Annotated in this window: 11 protein-coding genes and 4 pseudogenes; 5 read left to right on the forward strand and 10 right to left on the reverse strand. The window is 69.4% G+C overall.

The features are described 5' to 3' along the window. Window positions 1-1,546 precede the first annotated feature (1,546 nt). On the reverse strand, window positions 1,547-1,927 hold the full coding sequence (locus tag AB0I73_RS28030) for a DUF6009 family protein (protein ID WP_363041859.1): 381 nt from the start codon (window positions 1,925-1,927) through the stop codon (window positions 1,547-1,549). Beyond that, a complete protein-coding gene (locus AB0I73_RS28035) occupies window positions 1,924-3,432 on the reverse strand; it encodes a phage/plasmid primase, P4 family (RefSeq protein WP_363041861.1) in 1,509 nt (502 codons plus the stop codon). The genes AB0I73_RS28030 and AB0I73_RS28035 overlap by 4 nt, the downstream gene beginning before the upstream one ends. A gap of 1,281 nt (window positions 3,433-4,713) precedes the next feature. On the opposite strand from AB0I73_RS28035, the gene AB0I73_RS28040 reads away from it, so the two are divergent. Then, the gene (locus tag AB0I73_RS28040; RefSeq protein WP_363041863.1) at window positions 4,714-5,784 is read left to right on the forward strand and encodes a bifunctional DNA primase/polymerase; all 1,071 of its coding nucleotides are present in this window, start codon (window positions 4,714-4,716) and stop codon (window positions 5,782-5,784) included. A 212-nt stretch (window positions 5,785-5,996) separates the two neighbouring features. Here the strand turns inward: AB0I73_RS28040 and AB0I73_RS28045 are convergent. The 7 genes and pseudogenes from AB0I73_RS28045 to AB0I73_RS28075 form a co-directional block, all read right to left on the reverse strand. After that, window positions 5,997-6,125 (reverse strand): annotated as a pseudogene (locus AB0I73_RS28045) (replication initiation protein, RepL2); the annotation flags it as partial. Next, window positions 6,122-6,340 (reverse strand): annotated as a pseudogene (locus AB0I73_RS28050) (MarR family transcriptional regulator); the annotation flags it as partial. The pseudogenes AB0I73_RS28045 and AB0I73_RS28050, both read right to left, overlap by 4 nt. A 388-nt stretch (window positions 6,341-6,728) precedes the next feature. After that, window positions 6,729-6,865, reverse strand: a pseudogene (locus AB0I73_RS28055) (IS5/IS1182 family transposase); the annotation flags it as partial. A 31-nt stretch (window positions 6,866-6,896) separates the two neighbouring features. Beyond that, window positions 6,897-7,277, reverse strand: a complete 381-nt coding sequence (locus AB0I73_RS28060; protein WP_363041865.1) for a DUF6009 family protein — start codon at window positions 7,275-7,277, stop codon at window positions 6,897-6,899. Further along, entirely contained in the window at window positions 7,274-7,414 is a 141-nt protein-coding gene (locus AB0I73_RS28065; protein WP_363041867.1) for a hypothetical protein, read from the reverse strand. The genes AB0I73_RS28060 and AB0I73_RS28065 overlap by 4 nt, the downstream gene beginning before the upstream one ends. Continuing rightward, window positions 7,411-8,958, reverse strand: coding sequence for a phage/plasmid primase, P4 family (locus AB0I73_RS28070; protein ID WP_363041869.1), 1,548 nt, complete (start codon window positions 8,956-8,958; stop codon window positions 7,411-7,413). Before AB0I73_RS28070 ends, AB0I73_RS28065 begins: the two co-directional genes overlap by 4 nt. Beyond that, a complete protein-coding gene (locus tag AB0I73_RS28075) occupies window positions 8,955-9,959 on the reverse strand; it encodes a bifunctional DNA primase/polymerase (protein ID WP_363041936.1) in 1,005 nt (334 codons plus the stop codon). Before AB0I73_RS28075 ends, AB0I73_RS28070 begins: the two co-directional genes overlap by 4 nt. A gap of 713 nt (window positions 9,960-10,672) precedes the next feature. On the opposite strand from AB0I73_RS28075, the gene AB0I73_RS28080 reads away from it, so the two are divergent. Continuing rightward, window positions 10,673-11,500: an NAD(P)-binding domain-containing protein gene (locus AB0I73_RS28080; RefSeq protein ID WP_363041938.1), complete on the forward strand. Its 828-nt coding sequence runs from the start codon at window positions 10,673-10,675 to the stop codon at window positions 11,498-11,500. A gap of 90 nt (window positions 11,501-11,590) precedes the next feature. On the opposite strand, the gene AB0I73_RS28085 is transcribed toward AB0I73_RS28080, so the two are convergent. Beyond that, complete coding sequence (locus AB0I73_RS28085) at window positions 11,591-11,746, reverse strand: hypothetical protein (protein ID WP_363041871.1); 156 nt, start codon at window positions 11,744-11,746, stop codon at window positions 11,591-11,593. Between the two features lie 244 nt (window positions 11,747-11,990). Between AB0I73_RS28085 and AB0I73_RS28090 the strand changes: the two genes are divergently transcribed. The 3 genes and pseudogenes from AB0I73_RS28090 to AB0I73_RS28100 all read left to right on the forward strand — a co-directional run. Next, window positions 11,991-14,927, forward strand: a complete 2,937-nt coding sequence (locus tag AB0I73_RS28090; protein WP_363041873.1) for a DEAD/DEAH box helicase — start codon at window positions 11,991-11,993, stop codon at window positions 14,925-14,927. Then, window positions 14,924-16,237, forward strand: a complete 1,314-nt coding sequence (locus tag AB0I73_RS28095; RefSeq protein WP_363041875.1) for an SWIM zinc finger family protein — start codon at window positions 14,924-14,926, stop codon at window positions 16,235-16,237. The genes AB0I73_RS28090 and AB0I73_RS28095 overlap by 4 nt, the downstream gene beginning before the upstream one ends. Before the next feature lie 67 nt (window positions 16,238-16,304). Beyond that, window positions 16,305-16,427, forward strand: a pseudogene (locus AB0I73_RS28100) (XRE family transcriptional regulator); the annotation flags it as partial. Window positions 16,428-16,438 lie beyond the last annotated feature (11 nt).

The raw sequence follows: 16,438 nt of genomic DNA on the forward strand, positions 1-16,438 counted from the left end.
CGTGCTGCGCCCGGGTCGCCTTCTCGCTCGGGCCGGCCAGCGCCTGCGCGCGAATCTCGTGCAGTTCGGCCACGCGTCCGCGCGCGTCGGCCGGCCACGACTCGGCCGGCGTCGGGGCAGTTGCCATAACCATGCCAGTCCCTTCTTGGGACAAGGCCGAGGAGGCCCCGCCCCGGGGCCATACGGAGAGGAAAACAAAAAACCGCAGATGCGGTTTGGAATGGGATTCAAATAAAGGCCGAGGGGCTCTTCCGGCCCCTGTCACTACCGACTGCCGGGCGCCGGACAGACGCCCGGTTGCATCCATCACCGGAAGCCGGTTGTCGGCAGCTCCTCGCGCACCATCCGACCGGCCTCCCAGCACAGTGTGAGCGGCACCGTGGTGACCGCGGTCACTTCCTCATCATCGGTCCGCCCGGAGCACTGCCTCTTGGCTCTCCGTCCAGTCGATTCCCTCCTCTTTCCCTGGGCTTGAGGGACACAGTCGACCAAGCCGCTAAAGAGCCACTCAGGAGTCGCTCGAGATTCGGTGCAGTCCGCGGCGTCCACAGCACGGTCAGGGCGGGGACCTCACGCCGGCGGCGGCCGAACCCCCGGAAGAACCACGTCAGGGGCGGGTCCGAAGCACACGGCAGGGCGCTCGCCCGTTTCCTGCAGCCGGACCGGTTCGCCCCTGGAGAGATTGAACCGATGATATGCATCTTTAAGTCCTGAGGGAACGTCACGCACGTTCAGACCGGCGCGCCTCAGAACGAACCATGACCACAAAACGGAACCGGGCTCGGCGCCTTCGTCCCAGCCCGTCCACGGCTGGGACGAAGGCCTCCAAATGGTTCTTCGCCCATGCGCGGAAAGCGACCACCTGACGTACCGCCACCATGTCGATCGGGTTTGCCGCTTGACCTCGACCCTCACACACTGACGTTCCGCTCGCGCGGGGTGAGGTGCCATCCCGGTCGCAGGGTATCCGGCTCGACGAGCCGGACGTCGCCGGCCATCGCGGACACGGTCGCCGGAAACGTCTGGGAGGCGACGTCCGCCTGCTTCCGCATCGTGCCGCGCCGCCCTCACCAGACAGTCGGCCGCACCATCCGCCCGCCCGCGCGGGCCTTCCACCATGACGTGGACGCCGTCCGGCTCCAGCCGCACCTCGATCACCCTGTGTCCCCGCAGGATCCGCGCTCCGGCGGCCCGGGCCCGCCGCTCGAAGAGCCGTTCCCGTTGGTCCTGCGGGCACTTGAGAACCGGCTCCGGCTCGGTGACGGGAGCCGAAACGACCGGCCCGGGCATCCCCGCAAAGTGAAAGGGGCTGTCCCCACGGCTGCCGCCCCAGGGTTACCGGCGGTCAGGATCCCGCCGAGATGACCGCACCGGACCAGACACTGCACGGTCCGGGCGTGCAGTCTCGGTCTTGCCCGCCGTGGCAGAACGGAGAGACGGCCTCCTGCGAAATGGCGGAAACCTGGCCGGAGGAGAAGCGCCACTGCCACGGCAGCCTACTCCCCTTTCCGCAACGCGGTTCAGTGTCACCAGGCTCGGCGGATCATCACGTCGTGATGATCCGCCGAGCGGGGTCCCCCTTGGACCGCTCGGTCATGTGCCCCTTGACACCGGGGGCGAGCGTGCGGGGGTCGATTGCCTCGGCGGGGGCCCCGGTCGCGTACAGGCCCCCGGGGTCGGTATCACGGTCGTGGGGCAGCAGCCAGAAGACGCGACGGCGGAAGGTGCCGGAGGAACGGGATGCCTTGGCCCGAAGGCCCAGCTGGGCGTAGCCGATCATGCGGCCGTCGCGATGGTAGGCGGGCTTCCCGCAGCGTGTGGGGAGGCGGTCCAAGCTCTGTCGGACATAGTCGAGGTCCTCGATGTCCTCGAGCCAGACGAGCTCGTTCTCGTCACGGATCTCGTCGTCGGTGATGAGGGAGCTCATGTGGTCTCCTCGTCCGCGAGCACCGCAATGCCGATGCCTGGATAGTACTTGCGGGAGTTTGACAGGATCATCTCTTTGGGCGAAGCCAGACCGACCAGCTCTCGGGCTCGTGCCGCGAAGGCACGAGAGGAGATGGCAGGTACGCCTTCATTCTGGCACCAGGCCCGGTAGGCGGTGTAGAGACTGGCTTGTTCTGCGCGGTGGTCCGGGTTGAGGATGCAGCATTCCTCGAAGAAACGGCCTGTGTGGTCCTCGGTCTCCGCGTAGGCGGTGGTGGCGATGCGGACCCGCTCGGGACCGATGAGGTTCTTCTCACTGGCGAGGTAGCGGCGGGCCCCCTCGACAAGCCACTTGAGGATTCCCGGGCCCTCCTCGGTGACGAGGAGGTCGGCGAGGTTGTCGATCTTGCGGTCGTCGGAGACGACCCGCTCGAACGGGATGAGCCGCATGCGCCGCCAGAAGGCGAAGCCGCCGGTACCGACCTCGGGGCGGTGGTTGCCCAGAAGCCACAGCTTGTGCGTGGGTTCGAACGAGAAGAAGTCCTGCCGCATACGGCGGGCCTTGATGCGGTCACCGCCCGTCAGGAGCTTGACCCGAGCCTCGTCGAACTTGTCTCCGGGTTTGACCTCGGAGCAGACGATCACGCGTCGGCCGTGCAGTTCGGCCAGATCCGTGGGATGTCCTTCGTAGGGACGAGCCATCAGAAAGCCGGGCGGGGCAGCGTCGGCGTAGTCCCCCAGAAGCTTCATGATCACGTCGAGCAGGACGGACTTGCCGTTCTTGCCAGAACCAAAGAGGAACGGCAGGACCTGACCGCCGACGTCCCCGGTGATCGAGTAGCCCAGCAGCACATGGAGAAAGTCGATCATCTCCGCGCCCTCGACGGACTCACCGAAGGTGTCGGCGAGGAACCGGTGCCAGCGCGGCGTGGGCATCTCCTGGGGACTGACGGTCGTGGAACGGGAGTGGAAGTCCCGGTCCGGGGCGGGGGACCGGATCAGGCCGCTGCGCAGGTCGACGATGCCCGCCGGAGTGCACAGGACGTAGGGATCAGCGTCCAGCAGGGCAGGATTGAGGACCATGCCGGGGGCCGATTTGGCCTGCACCAGCATGGCGTTCATACCGGCGGTGCTCAGAGCGCGGCGGCGGTGCTGCTGGAGGGATTGGGCTGTGTAGATGCCACGGGGATCGCTGGTGGCGAGGTTCTCGGCGAGGTCCCCGGCGGCCCACATGATGGTGTCGTTCTCGTCGATCTGCCAGCGGGTGGCGTCCCATCGGAACCAGCCCAGGCCGGGGACGTGCCGGTAGTCGCCGGCATAAAGCTGGACGAACAGTTTGGCGTTGCCGCGATCACTGAGGGTGTCGGGTAGCAGGCCGGCTGCGGTGACATGTTCGGCAGGCGGGGGAGTCCCCCGGCTCTGCACGGGTACGGCAGTGGCGTGGGCAACAATCTGGGCAGCCACGGCGTGGGCGTCGAAGAGCCCGTTGCCGGGATCGATGCTCATACATACCCCCTTAGGACCGACAGACGAGCGGGCTTGCACTGCGGCACAAGCCGGTGAACCGACCGTTCCAGGTCTGAATGCCACCGATCTGGGGCTGAAAGCCCTCTGCCGACGAGCGGACCACACTCCGGCTGTCCTGAGTCGCCGCACCAAAACTGCAGCTCATCGGTCATGCGTATCCCTCACCAGCGACCGAAGCGACTCATCAATGCACACACGTTATCGAAGATCGATCATGCAGTGCAGGGTCCTACGGAAAAACCGTTCGGCTTGTTGGACAGCGCAGCAGATCCCGTCGTTCGTCGCTCCAGTGGCACGAACCACCTGAAAACTTCCCCAGCCTTTCCAGCGACCCGAGCGACTCAGATGTCCTGCGCATGTGACGTGCATGCGCGCACGCCCGGCTTCTCGGCGTACTCCGATCTTGCGTCGCTTCAGTCGCTGCCCCTGTAGCTGCTGTCAACATCCAAGGGGTTCGAGGAGGGCTCAAGCGCCTCACGGGTTCCTCATGCCTGCACCCCATCCCGTTCGCACAGTTGTACCTCCCACCGAACCCGACCACCACAGCCACTCGAGCGGCATTCCAGCGATCCTCCAGCGGACGCCCGGGGCGGCCTCCAAGAGGATCTCCCCCATCACATCGACCCGCTCGGCGAGTTTTCATGTCGTGAAAGCTGAGGCAACGTGAACTTCCGTCAACCATTGCGTCAATGACCACCGGCGGGAGAGCGCCCGGAGCGGAGGCGCCCGGCGCCCGGGGCTCCCCAAGATCGGTCAGCGGCTGACCGGTGCCCGGGCCGGCTCTCATCGGTCAGCCGCTTCGGTCCCTCCTCCTCGATGCAGCGACTGAAGCAGCAGTGACTGGAGCGACCTCCGGTCACTGCCTCCCCGACAGGGAAAAGCCAAGTTCAGAGGGGGTGTCACCCTTGCGCAGCGACTGAAACGACTCGGAGTCCGGGTATATGAAGTCCTCCTGCATGTGCATGTGCGTCACATATAGGCAGCTTCAGTCGCTTCAGTCGCTGTTCTCCTCCGATGTGCCGCCTGACCTGCGGTTTCTTCCAGCTGCCGGGACAGCTACCAAAAACGAAAGGTCGCTTCCCCCCGTTTTTCAGTAGCTGGACTCCGTCCTCGGAACAGGTGCGAGATGCAGTTCTCCGGGCGTTCACCCTCTCCCCGGAAGCCTCGGCTAGTCTGTGCCCGTCAATCAGTCGCTTCGGTCGCTGTAAGGGGAACCAGATGCCTGCTGAGCTGCGGTTTTCTCGCAGAGACTCAGGACCCATGGCCCCTGCCCCCTCAGTCGCTGCGCCTTCGGTCACTGCCCAGTGGTGTGCCCGGCAGGGCTGGCCCGTCCTCCCTCTCACCCCGGGCCGCAAGACACCCGCAGCCAACTGCGACGCCTGCCGCAGGCCCGGCCACACGGTCGACGGCTGCGCCTGTCGCGCGGCCGGTCGCTGGTGCCACAGCTTCAGGGCAGCGACTCTCGACACGGAACTCATCAGCCAGTGGTGGGCCATCAACCCCCACTTCGGTGTCGGCGTTGCCTGCGGGCCGGCCAACCTCGTCGTCATTGACATCGACGCCCACCAAGACAGACATCTGCCCCCACGCGACCGCCTGCTGCCCGGCATAGGCATCAGCGAGCACGTGGACCTGGCCGGCGTCACCACCGGGTTTCACACGCTCGCCATTCTGGCTGCCCTGGCAGGCCAACCCACCCCCGCACAGGACGCCACGACCTTGCGGGTGAGAACCCCCTCCGGGGGCATGCACGTCTGGTACCGGGCGACCGACAGCCGCTGTTGGCAGTGCTCCACCGGCTCAACCGGCGGCCGCGCCCTGGCCTGGCAGGTCGACGTCCGCGCCCACGGCGGTTACATCATCGCACCCGGAACCACCACGCCCGCGGGTACGTACACCGCGATCGGCACGGTCCGCCGACCGGCGCCCCTGCCCGCATGGCTGGCCGCCGACCTCGAGCGCACGGGCCACGCTCCTGCTGCCCGGCCCCCTGCCCCACGCCCCGGCCCTTCCCGGGCCCGGCAGGCCGTCATCGAAGCAGGTGGCGGCCGAGATCGGGCCGGCCGTGTCCTCACGGGTGTCCTCACGGATGTCGCCGCCTGCGGGGCGGTCGCCGAAGGCGCCGGCTTCACCGACAAGCTCAATCGGGCGGCCTTCACCGCCGGCGGTCTGGTCGCCGGCGGACACATCTCCTACGAGGTGGCCCACGAGACCCTTCTGCAGACCGCCGAACTGGCCCGACCGGGGCAGCAACGGCGGGCGGCTCAGATCATCCGCAGTGGCATGGACGCGGGTTCTCGGCACCCGCTGCATCTCGAGGGCCGTCCGTGACCGATCACCACGACGGCCACCTCTTCGACTTCGACGCCCGTACGGGACCTCGAAATCGGACCAGGTTCCGGCACGATCGGCAGCGGACTGTGGCTGGAGGCGAAGCACAGAAGCGGCGGATCTACTGCCCCGATTCCCCTGACGGCATCGACCACCTCCGCGATGTCATCGATCGACTCGCCCGTGAGAGCAGCGCACCGAGCGAGCATGACCTCAAGAACGGCACCGGACCGTTCGGCCGGGTGCAAGGCGTACAGCATGACGACGAGACGCTGGTTGGCGGTCATACCGGCCGTGACGTCGAGCAGCTTGAGGTTCTTCTGCTTGTCGCCGCTGGTCACTGAGCCTCCCATCGTGCAGGAGTCTTCTCATCGAAACCGGGGGTGTCTGACGGGTTGCACGTCTTCACTGCTTCACGCTGCTCCAGTCCCGTCCCGTGGAACGCACTACAGGGGCTGATTCGGTAGAAGTTGTAATGGCCGATACGCCCTCGCGCGATCAGGATGCGGTGCTTGACCAGCTTCCTGTTGATCTTGCCCACGGCGTCCGTGGACATCTCCACACCCTGTTACACATGGGGTGTGCGGTTGGCGCGAGACGACGGTGTCGACAGGACCGGGGGGCGGGCGTCACCTCATGCGGCTCCCACGCCCCCCGAGCCGGGCGGAGATCTCCTCCACAAAGCGCAGGGTGCAGAGGGTGTCGGCCGCAACGATGTTCTTGAGCATGGAGTCCGTGGAGAGATTGCCCCACTGAGGTTTCCTCAACGAAATGATCTCGTGAGGTGACTCGACCCGGGGAATCCCGCGAGCCGTGATGAGGCCTGCGGCATCCGGCGGTCGTACCGTCGAAACCGTTGCCGAGGAGGACTTCTGATGCGCAGCGTGACGTAACAGGTCGTCCCCCTTGGCCGACCAGCGGGCGTCGGGGGCGCAGGGCGAGGACACGTCGCGGAGGTCGACTTTGGCCGACCGGTGGGTCTGCGATCAAGCCGGGCTTTTCTCCAGGCCGTCAAGGTCGGCTCGATCAGGGCCCATCGGGCGTCGGGCAGGTCGCTGGGGTACGGCTTCCGCTGGCTCACGGGCCAGCGTGGGCACGGGAGGGCCGGGCCGTCAGGAGGGCACTGTCTGGCTTCTGCGCTTCCCTTGGGAGCGGGGCGTCTTTTCTCCCACCCTCCGCGGTTCGATGGTCCGGGGGTCGACCGCCTCTCCCGGGGCTCCCTCCTTGTAGAGGCCCTCTGGCTCGTTCGGCCGGTCGTGCGGGAGCAGGAAGAAGGTGCGGCGCTGGAAGAGGCCACTGTCGGGGTTGGCCTCGGCGTCCTTGTCGAGCTCGGCGTAGCCGACCATGCGTCCGTCGCGGGCGTAGCGGGGTTTCCCGCTGCGGCGGGCGCTCTTGTCGAGGGCCTGGCGGACGTAGTCGAGGTAGTCGAGGTCTTCCAGCCACACCACGTTCGCTTCATGTGCGAGCTGGCCTTCGTGCAGCAGCGAGCTCATGGACGCAGCTCCTTGTCGGTGAGGTGGCGGTGCGGGCAGGAGGTGTAGCTGCTCGATGCGGGCAGTGGGGTGCGGGGGTCCGGGACGCTTCCATAGTAGGACGGCGTCCAGGTCCCGGGCAGGAGGCCTTCGGTCATGGCCGTCCGTCTGAGGTGGCGTCGGGGCGGGCGATGTCGTCAGGGAGCAGGGCGAGGTTCGGGTAGTACTTCTTGCCGCTGGACTTCAGCATCTCCGCGGGGGACGCGAGGCCGATCTCCTGGCGGATGCGGCCGGCGAAGGCGCGGGCGGTGTCGGCCCGGATGCCCTCCGAGCTGCACCAGCCGGTGTAGGTGGCGTAGAGCAGGCCCTGTTCGACGCGCAGGTCACCGGTGCTCGGGCCCTGGCGCATGCAGCACTCGCCGAGGAAGCGGCCGATGTGGTCCTCGGTGGTCTCGTACGCGGCAGTGGCCAGTCGGACGGATGAAGGGCCGGTGAGGGGGTCCCGGCTGGTGAGGTAGCGGATGGCGCCCTGGATGAGCCAGTGCAGGATGCCGGGGCCCTCTTCCCGGACCAGTTCGCCGGCCAGGTTGTCGATCTTCCGCTCGGCGGGGACGACGCGTTCGAAGGGGATGAGGCGGATACGGCGCCAGAAGGCGTGGCCGCCGGTGCCGACTTCGGGCTGGTGGTTCCCGAGCAGCCAGAGCTTGTGGGTGGGGGTGAAGCTGAAGTAGTCCTGCCGCATGCGGCGGGCTTTGATCTTGTCGCCGCCGGTCAGGAGCTTGACCCGCGCTTCGTCGAACTTGTCGTTGGGCTTGAGTTCGCTGCAGACGAAGATGCGGCGGCCGTGGAGTTCGGTCAGTTCCGTGGAATGTTCGGCGAAGTTGCCCTTGTCCATCAGGAAGCCGGGCGGGGCCGCGTCGGCGTAGTCGCCCATCACCTGGATCATGACGTCCAGGAGAACCGACTTGCCGTTGGCTCCCTTGCCCCACAGGAAGGGCAGCACCTGTGCGCCGACGTCCCCCGTGATGGAGTACCCGAGCAGCAGGTGCAGGAAGTCGATCATCTCCTGCCCTTTGGCGCCGCCGCCAAAGGTGTCGTCCAGGAAGGCATGCCAACGCGGGGTCGGCATTGCCTGGGGAGCTACGTTGGTGGCACGGGAGTGAAGATCGCGCAGCGGATCGGGCTTGCGCAGACCACCGTCGCGCAGGTCGACGACACCGGCGGGAGTGCACAGCGCATACGCGTCGCCGTCGAGGACGTCGGGGTCGAGAGTCAGGGCAGGCGCAGCCTTGGCCTGGTGGAGCAGCGCCTTCATGCCGCTCGTGGACATGGTACGCCGACGGTGCTGGGCGATTTCTCGGTCGCTGAAGATGCCGCGGGGGTCGGTGGCGGCCATCTGCTCGGCCATGTCGCCCGCGGCCCACAACGCGGCCTTCTCGCCCCCCACCCGCCTCCACCTGAACTGGTCCCAGCAGTACCAGCCGAGGCCTTCGACGTGACGGAACCGGTCGCTGTAGAGCTGGGCGAACAGCTTGGCGTTGCCCCGGTCGGTGAGCATGGGCGGCAGCAGAACGGGCGTGTCGGCCGCGGCAGGTGCCTGTGCCTGCTGGAGAGGGACCCGGGCGGGGGCAGCGGCCTCGAGGTCGAGCATCTGCTGAGCGGCGGCAGCCGCGTCGAAGCGGCTGCTCTCGGCGCTACTCATGCGAGTCCTTGGGGGTGGAACGGGCGGCTGGCGCCCGCGGAAAGGGCTGCGTCGATGATCGTCTCACTGCGGCGTGTCTGGCGGGGACGAGCATAGTGAGCGGCTTCTGCCAACTCTTGGCGGGCTTCGGCCTGATTGAGGTGGCCTGCTCCGACAAGCCCTCCCGCTGTGTAGGCGGCTCGGTTGAGCTTCTCGGTGAAGCCCGTTCCTTCGGCGTGGGCGGCACATTCACGCACGGTCTCGATGAGCGGCTGCAAAAGCGCCTGCGCCACGCCACTCCGGGGGTGCCGCCGGGGGCTGTGCGGGGACGGGCCGGGAACCGGGGACGTCTGCATGACATGCCCGGTGCGCGTCAGTTCGGCAGCCAGCCAGGAGGGCAGGGGAGCCGGCTCCCGTACGGACCCGAGAGGCGTGTAGCCGCCGGCGGACGTACGGGTGGCGGGAGCGACGATGTACCCGCCATGGGCCCGTACGTCGACCTGCCAGGCCAGGGCGGTTTTGGGGCTGGACCCGGTGGACGAGCGGTAGCGGACCCGGGGTTCGGGGTTCAGGTACCAGATGTGCAGCCCGCCGGAAGGCGTGCGTACGCGCAGAGTCGTGTCGTCCTGTGCCGGGTCCTGCTGCTGCCGGTAGGCAGCGAGGAGGGCCAGTGTGTCGAAGCCCGAGGCAAGCCCGTCGAGATTCACCTGGTTCGGGATCGGGATGCCGGGCAGCAATCGGTCGCGGTGGGGAATCTGTGCCGCGTGGGCGTCGACATCCAGGACGACGAGATGCGCCGGCCCGCAGGACACCCCGACTCCTGCACGGGGCTCCCTGCTCCACCAGGCATCGATACGGGCCAGGTCCGTGGTCGCACTGTGGAAACCGTGGCACCACAGTCCTCGGGCATGGCAGGGACACCTCGAGGGGGCGTGGGAACGGATGCGGCACTGCTCGCAGTTGGCGGCAGGAGTCTTGCGTCCCGGTGCCAGCGGATGAACCGGCCATTGACGGCCTGCCAGCCAACGGGCGACATCCGCGGGTCGCGGCGGCTGCGCGACTTCGGATGAAGCGGTGGCGTCGTGGCGCTGCACTGTTGTCGGTCCGTTCCTCTGGTGTGGCCAGGCTTTGGTCCCTCAGTTCGGTCCCGATCGTTTTGCCTGCTCAGGAGGGGTGTCGCACGGGTTGAGGGACTGAAGGGACTGACTTTCCCTTATAGGCGGCAGAGCCTAGCGCACGGCTTCCCGCCGCCAGGGGAGGCATGAGTGCTTATTCCAGAATCAGTCCCTTCAGTCCCTCGTGCCGCCCGTGAGCGGTAGCAGGAGGAAACCCACCTGCTGCGGCAGGCGGCTGAGGGACCGAAAGCCTGACAGCGGCAGAGGGACTCTTCGGCACCTTTCGGTCCCTGCCACGTTTCAGCAGGTCAGAGCGCCTGTGTGACCAAGGAGAGGGACTGAAGGGACTCAACTTCCCAGTTATCAGCGCACCAGGACATGTACAGGTCGGTCTGCGTACGCGTGCATACGCGCGCACGCACGCAGCCGGAACAGGAACTTTCGGTCCCTTCGGTCCCTTCAGCTCCGAATCAATCGCTCTGACCTGCGCTTTTTCTAAGGGACTGAAACGCGGAGGGACCGAAGGAGTCCAGGCCCTCCTCCTCCCTGGGCCCACAGCTGGGAAAGCCGCGAGGGTGAGAGGACCGATCACCGAAGCATGGAAGCTGGGCCTCGGCGCGATGGGCACCGCGCTGGCCCGTACCTGGCTTGCCGCCGGCCACCCGCTCACCGTCTGGAACCGCACCCCGGCCCGCGCCGCGGCACTCGCCGCCGAGGGGGCGAGGGTCGCGGACAGTGCCGCCGAGGCGGTCGCGGCGAACACCCTGGTCGTCGTCTGTCTGCTGGACGACGCCTCGGTCGAGGAGGTGCTGGCCGGCACCGACCTGGCCGGCCGGGACCTGGTCAACCTGACCACCGGCACCCCTGTTCAGGCCCGCGCCCGCGCCGAGTGGGCCCGTAAGCGCGGCGCTCGCTACCTGGACGGCGGGATCATGGCCGTCCCTCCGATGATCGGCGTCCCGGAGGCCGGTGGTTACGTCTTCTACAGCGGCTCACGGGAGCTGTTCGAGCGGCACCGGGAGATGCTGGCCGTTCCGGTCGGCACCACCTACGTCGGCGAGGACGCGGGCTTCGCGGCCCTGCACGACGTGGCCCTGCTCAGCGCCATGTACGGGATGTTCGCCGGGGCCGCGCACGCCTTCGCCCTGATCCGCAAGGAGGACATCGATCCCGCGGCGCTCGCCCCGCTGCTCGCCGACTGGCTCGTCGCGATGGCCCCGGCGGTTCACCAGACCGCCGACCGGCTGCGCAGCGGTGACTACACCAAGGGCGTCGTCTCCGATCTCGCCATGCAGGTGGCCGGCACGCCGACCTTCCTGAGCACCGCCGAGCAGCAGGGGGTCAGCCCGGAACTGCTCAGCCCCTATTTCGAGCTGATGCGCCGCCGGCTGGCCGAGGGCAGCGGCGAGGAGGACCTGACGGGCGTGATCGACCTGCTGGTGCACTGACCAGCCATCTGCTGCCACAGCAGCGACCGTGCTGGGCGCAGTCCTCAACGAGACGCTGTGACCAGCACTTTCACAACACGCCCTAGTTGATCAGGAGGCAGCGAGCACGGCGATGTCGTAGCGCTCGGTGACGGCGGTGGGCTGGTTCACCGGCTCGGCATGGGCGTCAGCAGCCAGACGGCGCAGGTCCTGTTGGAACTCTGCATCGGCGAGCCGGGCGAACTTCGACTGGGGTCGGGAGGCCATGCGGACGTAGTAGTCCCGGAGGCTGAGGGTGACGGGTTGGGCGAAGGAGGTGACGGTGCGCGTGGTGAGTCCGGCTTCGGTGAAGTCCTTTCGACCAGCTGACCGAGCGCGCCGACGACCTGTGGCAGGCTGGCCACCCGCACGCCAGCGAGGTGCTCGGCGCGCGGGCCGATGCCGTCAAGCCCGTCGGCAAGGCCCTGGCCAAGCGGCTGCGGAAGGCCGCATTCAAGGCAGGGAGCGTCAAGTGAGCCTGCTCGTGAGGGAGATCGGAGCCGAAGCCGCACCACTCGCCGATCCTGCTGCCACCGACTGGGCCCGCGAGCACCTCGTCGCCGGCGGCTGGGCGGCCGTGTTCGCCCCCGCCGAGCCGGGACAGCCGGCCCGGCTCGGCCGTCTGGTGCTCTACCGGTCCGCCGCCGACGCCCGCCGCGTGCCCGTCCAGGCCGCCGCGCCGGAGGCGGTGGAGCGGGTCCGGCTGCCGCTGGTCCTGCCGCACGGCGGCGGGGTGCGCACCCGCACCGTCGATGGGTGGGCGCTCGATCCCGGTGGCGCGCTCGCCCTCCTGCTCGACCTGCCCGAGACCGGTGTCCATCCCTCGCTCCTCGCGTGGGCAGCCGTTGCCCGTCTCGCCCTTCGGCTGCTGGGCGAGGGGCGTTTGTATCCGGCGCTGACCTCCGACACGTACACCACCTGGCGTTTTGGGCCGCCCGGTGCTAGGGGCAAGCAGGACCTGGACGCGCTGGCCGCCGCCCTGCCGCCGTACGCCCACAACCTCCCTACGCCCCCGGCGGACGACAAGACCGTACGAATCGCCGAACCAGCTGCTCTGGTGAGGGAGTTCTGCGACGCGCTCGCGGACGCTCTGCCGCGAACCCCGGCCGCCGGCTGGGCCGTGCCCGGCAACCCTTACGCCGACCGTGCGACCGCCCTGTCTCCGCGCCTGGCCCAGTGGGCGGCCGAAACCGCGGCCGAGCGGGCCGCGCAGATCAGTGTGGAACTGCGGGTCGACCCCCCGGCCGGGCGGCGCCGCGTCTTCCACGCGGCGCTGCAGCTGCGGACCGCGGCCGATCCGTCCCTGGTCCTGGACGCTGCCGAGTTGTGGGCCGAGCCGGTTCGCGCGCAGCACCTGCTCGGTCCGCGCGCCGAGGAGGAAACGCTGCTCGCGCTGCGCCGCGCCGCCCGTGCCTGGCAACCGCTGACTCGCCTGCTCGCCGAGGCTGCCCCCAGCGTGCTGCGGCTCGACGACGAGGAGGCCATGGAGCTGCTGGGAGACGCTACCGACGCGCTGCGTTCGGCTGGCGTGCGGGTGCATTGGCCGCGTGAGCTGGTCAAGTCCCTCGAAGCGCGGGCGGAGATCGGGGCGGCCACCGCACCCGGCGCGACCGTGGACTCCCTGCTGGGCCGTGACGCCCTGCTCGACTTCTCCTGGCATGTCGCGCTCGGCAGCGAGAAGCTCACCGAGACCGAGCTCGACCAACTCGCCGAGGCCCGCCGCCCGCTGGTCAAGCTGCGCGACCAGTGGGTGGTCGCCGATCCGAAGCTGGTGGCCCGCCTCAAGCGGCGGCGCGGCCGCGAACTCGCCCCGCTGGACGCGCTCCAGGCGGTGCTGACCGGAGAAGTGGAATGGGACGGTGAGCGCGTCGCGGTGGAGGCGGCCGGCGCCTTCGGAGAGCTGGTTGCCCGGCTGCGCGCTCCCGAGGGCCGCGCCCCCGTCCGGGCACCGGAGGGCCTGACCGCCACCCTGCGCGGTTACCAGCAGCGGGGCCTGGCCTGGCTGGCGGACATGACCCGCCTGACCCTCGGCGGCGTCCTCGCCGACGACATGGGTCTCGGCAAGACCGTCATGCTGCTCGCCCTCCATCTGCACCGCCAGGAGCAGCCCGACACCGCGGGTCCCACCCTCGTGGTCTGCCCGGCCTCGCTGCTCGGCAACTGGCAGCGCGAGGCCGCCCGCTTCGCCCCCGCCGTGCCGGTACGCCGCTACCACGGCGGCGAGCGCACCCTGGACCACCTTGCCGGGGACGAACTCGTCCTGGTCACCTACGGTGTGCTGCGCCGCGACGGGGAGCGGCTCGCCGCCGTGAAATGGTCGCTCGTCACCGCCGACGAGGCCCAGCACGTCAAGAACCCGTACGCCACCACCGCCCGCGAACTGCGCGCCCTGCCCGCCCGCGCCCGCGTCGCGCTCACCGGCACCCCGGTGGAGAACAACCTCTCCGAGCTGTGGGCACTGCTCGACTGGACCACACCCGGCCTGCTCGGCCCGTTGTTCACCTTCCGTGACCGTTTCGCCCGAGCCATCGAGCGCGGCGCGCTGGGCGCGGGCGACGACGCGGAGACCGCCGAACAGGCCCGGCAGGCCGCCGAGCAGCTCACCCGTCTCACCCGCCCGTTCCTGCTGCGCCGCCGCAAGTCCGACCCCGGGATCGCCCCCGAGCTGCCGGCCAAGACGGAGACCGACCACCCCGTCGTGCTCACCCGTGAGCAGGCCGCCCTGTACGAGGCGCAGGTGCGCGAGGCCATGGCCCGGATCGAGAAGGCGGACGGCATCGCCCGCCGCGGCCTGGTGCTCAAACTGCTCACCGCGCTCAAACAGATCTGCAACCACCCCGCCCACTACCTGCGCGAGGCCGGCCCGCTGCCCGGCCGCTCCGGGAAGCTGGAACTCCTCGACGAACTGCTCGACACGGTGGTGGCCGAAGGCGAGGGCGCCCTGGTCTTCACCCAATACACGCAGATGGGCAAGCTCCTGGAGCGGCACTTCGCCGACCGCGGTGTACGCGCCCGCTACCTGCACGGCGCCACCGCCGTCCCCCGGCGCGAGGAGATGGTCGCCGCCTTCCAGCAGGGCGAGTTCCCCGTCTTCCTGCTCTCCCTGAAGGCCGCCGGCACCGGCCTCAACCTCACCCGCGCCACCCACGTGATCCACTACGACCGCTGGTGGAACCCCGCCGTCGAGGACCAGGCCACCGACCGTGCCTACCGCATCGGCCAGGATCGCCCCGTCCAGGTCCACCGGCTCACCACGCAGGGCACGGTCGAGGACAGGGTCGCCCGCCTGCTCGGTGCCAAGCGCGCCCTCGCTGACCAGGTCATCGCCTCCGGTGAGGCCGCCCTGACCGAACTCTCCGACACCGACCTCGCCGAACTCGTCGCACTGTCCCACGGAGCCGACGCATGACCCCCGCCCGCAAGGCACCCCGCACCGGCAGTCGCGCCTTCGCCGCCACCTGGTGGGGGCAGGCCTGGGTGGACGCCCTGGAGGCCTCCACCCTCGATTCCGGCCGCCTCTCCCGCGGCCGCACCTACGCCCGCAAGGGCATGGTCGGCCCGGTCACCGTCACCCCAGGTGTGCTGCGCGCCGAGGTCGAGGGCAGCGCCCCCTGGCCGTACGACGCCGCGGTGCACCTGCGCGTCCTCACCGACGCCCAATGGGACACCCTCCTCGACGCCATCGCCGCCCGGGCCGGCCGCACCGCAGCCCTCCTCGACGGCGAGATGCCCGCCGACCTCGTCGATGACGCCCGCACCACCGGCGTTCCCCTGCTGCCGGAGGCGAGCGAACTCGACCCCGAGTGCTCCTGCCCCGACTGGGGCCACCCCTGCAAGCACGCCGCCGCCCTGTGCTACGCCACCGCCGCCCACCTCGACGACGACCCCTTCTGGCTCTTCACCCTCCGCGGCCGCACCAAGGACGCCGTCCTCACCGCGCTGCGCACCCGGCGCCAGACCCGCACAGGCGCCGCGCCGGAAACCGGCGGCACGCCCCGCGGCCGGGGCGTGCCCGCCCGCGACGCATTCGCCTCCTTCACCGGCGTCTTCACCCCGCCCGTCCCACAGACCGAGGAAGCCGAGGGCCCGCCCGCCGGCCCCGCCGACCCAGGGCCGGTCCCCTCCCCCCTCACCACCACGCCCCCGCCCGAGGCCCCCTTCACCCTCGACGACCTCGAAGCTCTCACCCGGGACACCGCTCAGCGCGCCCGCGCCCTTGCAGCCGGGCACACCGCCTCCCTCACCTGCACCCCGCTCGACGACGCCGTACGCCTCGCCGCGAGCGGTGTCGGCGAGCACTGGTTCCACCAGCTCGTACGCGCCACCGGCCTGCCTCCACTCGGCTTCGCCCTCCTGGTCCGCGCCCAGCGCCACGGCGGCCCCGCCGGCGTCGCCGTCGCCCGCGCGCCACTCACCCCCGACACCGCCGCCATGGCCGCCGCCCACGCCGCCCTCTGTGACCCCGACAACGCGGAGACCGAGGACGACACCGCGGACACCGTGCGGGTGCGCGTCTGGCGCAACCGTCTCACCGCCGATGACGAGGGCGTCCAGATCCGCCTCGGCCCCGACAACCGATGGCACCCCTACCTCCGCGAAGGCCGCGGCTCCACCACCCAATGGTGGCCCTGCGCCCCTGCCACAGCCGACCCCGTCGCCGCCCTCGTCGCAGCCCGCACCGCCGTCCGTACCGACATGCCGCCTGAACAGGTCAGATGATCAATCGGCACCCGCAGTGTTCACGGACCGTCATGCGCGGGGTGGGGCCGCTTGATCGTCGTCCGGGCGGCGTTTGCGCGATGTCGCCGTCGAGAGGCTGGGTGAGGTGTACTTCCGCGACGGTGGCCGTCGCACCCACGGTCTTGAGGTTCAGTTCACGGACGTTGAGCACTTGGCGTTTGCCCTGTAGAGACCGTACGA

The organism is Streptomyces sp. NPDC050388 (assembly GCF_040655635.1).
Lineage (GTDB): Bacteria > Actinomycetota > Actinomycetes > Streptomycetales > Streptomycetaceae > Streptomyces.

Bases quoted from the DNA above. Each gene is read 5' to 3' on its own strand.
- AB0I73_RS28030 (WP_363041859.1), bottom strand. From the start codon at position 1,927: ATGAGCTCCCTCATCACCGACGACGAGATCCGTGACGAGAACGAGCTC.
- AB0I73_RS28035 (WP_363041861.1), bottom strand. From the start codon at position 3,432: ATGAGCATCGATCCCGGCAACGGGCTCTTCGACGCCCACGCCGTGGCT.
- AB0I73_RS28040 (WP_363041863.1), top strand. From the start codon at position 4,714: ATGGCCCCTGCCCCCTCAGTCGCTGCGCCTTCGGTCACTGCCCAGTGG.
- AB0I73_RS28060 (WP_363041865.1), bottom strand. From the start codon at position 7,277: ATGAGCTCGCTGCTGCACGAAGGCCAGCTCGCACATGAAGCGAACGTG.
- AB0I73_RS28065 (WP_363041867.1), bottom strand. From the start codon at position 7,414: ATGACCGAAGGCCTCCTGCCCGGGACCTGGACGCCGTCCTACTATGGA.
- AB0I73_RS28070 (WP_363041869.1), bottom strand. From the start codon at position 8,958: ATGAGTAGCGCCGAGAGCAGCCGCTTCGACGCGGCTGCCGCCGCTCAG.
- AB0I73_RS28080 (WP_363041938.1), top strand. From the start codon at position 10,673: ATGGGCACCGCGCTGGCCCGTACCTGGCTTGCCGCCGGCCACCCGCTC.
- AB0I73_RS28085 (WP_363041871.1), bottom strand. From the start codon at position 11,746: ATGGCCTCCCGACCCCAGTCGAAGTTCGCCCGGCTCGCCGATGCAGAG.
- AB0I73_RS28095 (WP_363041875.1), top strand. From the start codon at position 14,924: ATGACCCCCGCCCGCAAGGCACCCCGCACCGGCAGTCGCGCCTTCGCC.